3 protein-coding genes are annotated in these 2,519 nt (G+C 68.4%); all 3 read left to right on the plus strand.

Features of this window, described 5'->3' with window-relative positions; all coding sequences use genetic code 11:
* Positions 1–258: hypothetical protein (locus A6A04_RS22780; protein ID WP_456095286.1), on the plus strand; the 258-nt coding region annotated here is incomplete at its 5' end.
* A gap of 26 nt (positions 259–284) precedes the next feature.
* On the plus strand, positions 285–1,946 hold the full coding sequence (locus tag A6A04_RS19490; RefSeq protein WP_245651313.1) for a TolC family protein: 1,662 nt from the start codon (positions 285–287) through the stop codon (positions 1,944–1,946).
* Positions 1,943–2,519, plus strand: a 577-nt coding sequence (locus A6A04_RS19495) for an efflux RND transporter periplasmic adaptor subunit (protein ID WP_068495694.1), incomplete at its 3' end; no start/stop codon positions are given. The genes A6A04_RS19490 and A6A04_RS19495, both read left to right, overlap by 4 nt.

Consider the following 2,519-nt stretch of genomic DNA (forward strand, 5'->3'; position numbering starts at 1 on the left):
GGCCGCGAGGCGGTGCAGACCTTCAAGATCGTGGTCGGCGAGGCCGGTCAGGGCAATGTGGCCCCGGCCGGGGGCGAAGGCCAGGGCCAGGACCAGGGCCAGCCGCAGGGGGCGCCCCAGCCGGGCCAGACCGGCGACGCGCGGCCGGTGGGACGGCCGAGCCTGTCGGACCAGTTGCGGGCCATGAGCAAGGACGGGCGCCTGGCCCGTCACGCGGCCTTGTTCGGCATGGTGAAGCAGGGCGGCAGGGCCGCGTGATGATGCACTTTCAGGGGATGTTGACGATGAAGCGTTTGCTGGCCTCGGTTTCGTTGGTTGCTCTTCTCGCCGGATGCGCGGTGACTCCGGCGCCGTTTTCCAAGGACGAGCTGGCGGCGCAATCCGCCGCCGATCGCAGCGAGATGTTCAAGGGCGGCGAGCCGCTGGCCGGGCCGCTGACCGTGGCCGAGGCCATCGCCCGGGCGCTCAGATACAATCTCGACAAGCGCTCCAAGATGATGGAAGAGGCGCTGGCGCTCGGTCAGTTGGATGTGGACCGCTTCGATCTGCTGCCCAAGCTCACCGCCAATGCGGGCTATACCGAGCGAAGCGAGCCCAACGCGACGCGGTCGCGCGATCTCTACAACCAGACCACCGGCACCGGCAATCCCAGCTATTCCGCCGATCGCTTCGCCCGCACCGCCGATCTGACCATGAGCTGGAACATCCTGGATTTCGGCCTGACCTATTTCACCGCCAAATCCAATGCCGACCGCGCCCTGGTGGCCACCGAGCGCCGCCGCAAGGCCGTCCACAATTTGATTTCCGAGGTGCGTTTCGCCTATTGGCGGGCGGCGGCCTACCAGACCCTGAAATCCGACGTGGAGAAGGCGGTGGCCGAGGCCCGGCTGGCCCTGGACAAGGCCAGGTTGGTGGAGCGCGAGAACCTCAAGGCCCCGGCCGAGTCCCTGCGCTATCAGAAGAGCCTGCTGGAGACGCTCCGCCAGCTGACCGCCATCCAGCAGGAACTGTCCACGGCGCGTATCGAACTGGCGGCGCTGATCAACGTGCCGCCGGGCACCGAGATCGCCCTGGCGGTGCCCGAGGCCATGAGCCCGCCCGACTGGACGGTGTCGCTGGAGCGCATGGAGGAGCAGGCCTTCGTCAACAACCCCGATCTGCGTGAACAGGGCTACCTGACCCGCATCTCGGTGGACGACACCAAGAAGGCGATCATCAAGATGCTGCCCGGCGTCACCTTCACCGGCAGCCGCAACTACGACTACAACAGCTTCCTGATGGACAATCACTGGTACGAGGCCGGGGCCAAGCTGAGCTGGAACCTGATGAACATCATCTCGGGGCCATCGGCGCTGAAATACGCCGAGACCAACGAGGCGGTGGCCAAGGCTCGGCGCATCGCGCTGCGCATGGCGGTGCTGGCCCAGGTCCATATCTCGGAACGGCAATTCCGCAACGCCACCAGCCAGTTCGAGCAGTCGGACGAGCTGTGGAAGGTGGACCGGCGGCTGGCGGAACTGTCCGATGCCAAGGCCGCCAATGACGCGTCGGGCATGCTGGAACGGGTGGCGGGCCGCGCCTCGGCCATCGCCTCGCAGCTGCGCCGCTTCCAGACCTATGCCCAGCTGGAACAGGCCTATGCCAAGATGCAGGCCACCATGGGTGACGATCTGCTGCCCGATTCCATCGCCGCCCAGGACCTGCCCGGCCTGTCGGCCACCATCGCCGCCCGGCTGGAGACTTGGGGTCGCATGCCCGAGGCGGTGGCCCTGGTCCCGACGCCGGCGGCCCCGGCACCGGTGACGTCCATCAAGCTGTCACCGGCGCCTCAACCGCCCGCCGCCCCCCAGCCCGCCGCCCCCCAGCCCACCGCCAAGCCGGTCTCGGCCCTGGGTTGGCTCGGCCTCGACGACAGCACCGCCCCGGCCAAGGCCGCCGCGCCATGAGGATCGCCGCCGCCTTGGCATCGCTGCTGGCGGCGCTGGCCGCCCCCGCCGGGGCGCAGGAATTGCGGGCGCAGCTCAGCCCCCGCGACTACACCACCCTGGCCGCCGAAATCGGCGCCAAGGTGGAACGCATCCATGTGCGGGAAGGCGACCGCTTCAAGAAGGGCGACGCCCTGATCGCCTTCGACTGCTCCATCCAGCGCGCCAATCTGGCCGAGGCCCGCGCCACCCTGTCGGCCGCCGACAAGACGGTGGCGGTTAATGCCCGGCTGCTGGAATTGCAGACCATCGGCAAGCTGGAAAGCGACGTGGCCCTGGCCGAGCGCGACAAGGCCCGCGCCAAGGACGCCGCCGGGGCGGCGGTGGTGGCCAAATGCGCCGTGCCCGCCCCCTTCGACGGACGGGTGGTGGAGCAGAAGGTCCGCTCGCAGCAATATGTCCAGCCGGGTCAGGCCCTGCTGGACATCCTTGACGACAGCGTGCTGGAACTGGACTTCGTGGTGCCGAGCAAATGGCTGGTCTGGTTGAAGCCCGGCCACGCCTTCCAGGTGGCCATCGACGAGACCGGCAAGA

It is taken from the genome of Paramagnetospirillum marisnigri (genome assembly GCF_001650715.1).
Taxonomy (GTDB): Bacteria; Pseudomonadota; Alphaproteobacteria; order Rhodospirillales; family Magnetospirillaceae; genus Phaeospirillum; species Phaeospirillum marisnigri.

Coding starts and splice junctions, on each gene's coding strand:
- A6A04_RS19490 (WP_245651313.1), top strand. CDS start 285: ATGAAGCGTTTGCTGGCCTCGGTTTCGTTGGTTGCTCTTCTCGCCGGA.